Annotated in this window: 3 protein-coding genes; all 3 read right to left on the reverse strand. The window is 70.9% G+C overall.

Annotated features, from left to right (window positions below):
- The coding region (locus tag L0H79_RS21985; protein ID WP_301486904.1) for a MoxR family ATPase at positions 1-952 on the reverse strand (952 nt) is incomplete at its 3' end.
- A gap of 2 nt (positions 953-954) precedes the next feature.
- Positions 955-1,491: a hypothetical protein gene (locus L0H79_RS21990; RefSeq protein WP_301486906.1), complete on the reverse strand. Its 537-nt coding sequence runs from the start codon at positions 1,489-1,491 to the stop codon at positions 955-957.
- A complete protein-coding gene (locus L0H79_RS21995) occupies positions 1,488-2,201 on the reverse strand; it encodes a DUF4129 domain-containing protein (RefSeq protein ID WP_301486908.1) in 714 nt (237 codons plus the stop codon). Before L0H79_RS21995 ends, L0H79_RS21990 begins: the two co-directional genes overlap by 4 nt.
- Positions 2,202-2,264 lie beyond the last annotated feature (63 nt).

Below are 2,264 nucleotides of genomic sequence, written 5' to 3' on the forward strand. Positions count from 1 at the left end.
GTTCGCGGGCGGAGGGCGCCGGGACGCCGTGCAGGATCGAGGTCACGACGGCTCCGGCGCTGACGTTGCTCATCCACAGCTCGGGTTTGATGGTGACCCGATGGGTGAGCACGGCCGGTGCCACGACCTTGACGTCCTCGGGGGTGACGTAGTCACGTCCGTCGACGACCGCGAACGCGCGGGCGCACAGCATCAGCCCCAGGGCACCCCGGGGTGATGCGCCCATGAGCACGTCCCCGTGCGTCCGGGTCGCGGCCGCCAGCGCCACGCAGTACCGCCCGACCGACTCGTCGACGTCGGTTCGCTCGACTGCGGTCTGCATCTCGAGGAGCTGCTCGCCCGTCACGACCTCGCGCAACGTCTGCTCCTCCTGTTGCCTCGCCACCCTCGACGCGAGGATCTGCCACTCCTCGTCGGCCGACGGGTACCCGAACGAGACCCGCATGAGGAAGCGGTCGAGCTGGGCTTCGGGCAGCGGGTAGGTGCCCTCGTACTCGACCGGGTTCGCGGTCGCCAGCACGTGGAACGGGCGCGGCAGCGGGAAGGTCCGGCCCTCCACCGTGACCTGGCGCTCCTGCATGGCCTCGAGCAGCGCCGCTTGGGTCTTCGGCGGGGTCCGGTTGATCTCGTCGGCCAGCAGCAGCCCCGTGAACAGCGGCCCGGCCCGGAACTCGAACTCCCCGCTGCGCTGGTCGAAGACGAACGAGCCGGTCAGGTCGCCGGGCAGCAGGTCGGGCGTGAACTGGGCCCGCCGGAACTCGAGGCCCAGCGACTGGGCGAAGCTGCGGGCCGTGAGGGTCTTGCCGAGGCCGGGAAAGTCCTCCATGAGCACGTGACCGCCGGCGAGGATGCCGGTCAGCACGAGCCGGAGGCTCTCCCGCTTGCCGACGACGGCCCGCTCGACCTCGGCGATGATCGCCGAGCTGAGGGCGCTCACCTCGGGCAGCCGCATGGTCACCACCTCTCGATCCGTCCGAGCACTGCCTCCAGCCTGCCCGGGCGGTACAGCTCCGGGTCCGGTGGGTGCGTCACGAAGTCCCACAGCTCGGCTGGCATGACCCCCTGCGACCACCTCGGCTCCTCCTCGATGACGATCCCGTGCATCGCATAGAGCCGCTCACGGATGATCGTCGTGAGCTGGTCGTGCAGATCCTCGACGAGGCTCTCGCGTCCCTCGCCGCGCTCGCTTGCTCCCCGGAGCCGGGACGCGAGGTTCGTGACGCGGAAGTCCTCGCCGCGATGCGAGCGGAACCGGTAGAGGTCGCTCACCGGCCAGTGCGTCACGGCGTTCGACCCGACATGGTCCATCAGGTACCAGATGAGCATCGCGACGGCGACGATGAGGACGGCGAGCTGCAGGACGCTCGCGTGCTGCCCGAGCAGGGCCCCGAGCACGATGAGCGCGAGCCATACGCCGGCCGTCCAGGCGATGCGCCGGTGCCACGGTCGTGACGTGCGTCCCAGATCCCGTATGCCGTCCAGCCAACTCACGTCGTCGGCGCCCCTCTCGTCTCGGTCGCCACCTGTGCGAGGTCGTCGTGGATCGTGGTGAGGTCGCGCATCGCGCGTCGGCGATGCTCCTCGCCGAGTGCGTGCTGTGAGAACCGCGCCTCACGGTAGAGCGCGGCGAGGTCGGCGAGGCTGCGGGGGTCGATGTCCCAGGTTCGCAGCACCCGGGTGGTGTACTCGGTCGAGGTCTCGGCCGGCTCTCGGGGGAGCCCGATCGCCCCGACGACGGTCTCGAGGCTGAGCCAGGTGGCGACGATCGCGTTGCGCGGCTCACCACCGGAGAGCAGGCCGAGCTGCCCCTGCCGCAACGAGAGCAGCTCCTCGGGCACATCGGGTGCCACGACCTCGCCTGCCGGCCTTGAGACGAGCCGGGGGCGGTGGTGCCAGGCCGACCGGAGCAGGGCGATGACCACCCCGAGGACGAGGAGAATGACGAGCACGACGGCGATCTGGATCAGGAGCCCCACGAAGGCGGTGAGTGGTCCGAGCGGCTCGCCCGACCCGGTCGGCAGCGCCTGGGACGACCCTGGTGGTGCTGTGGTGGGCGGCGGCTGAACCGGAGGGGTGCGGGGCGCCGCCAGGTCCGGCCCCGGCGTCATCAGCGAGACGGGGTCGCCGACCGCGGTGAGCAGCACCGCGAGCACTACACCGGCGCCCGCTGCCGCCCACGTCGCGAACCACCTTCGGGACATGGGAAAACCCTAGGCCAGGCTTGCGCCCCTGTGCCTCGAGCGCTTGGGATGAAGGGTGCTCTC

The organism is Intrasporangium sp., from assembly GCF_030452765.1.
In the GTDB taxonomy this organism is placed as follows: Bacteria; Actinomycetota; Actinomycetes; order Actinomycetales; family Dermatophilaceae; genus Intrasporangium_A.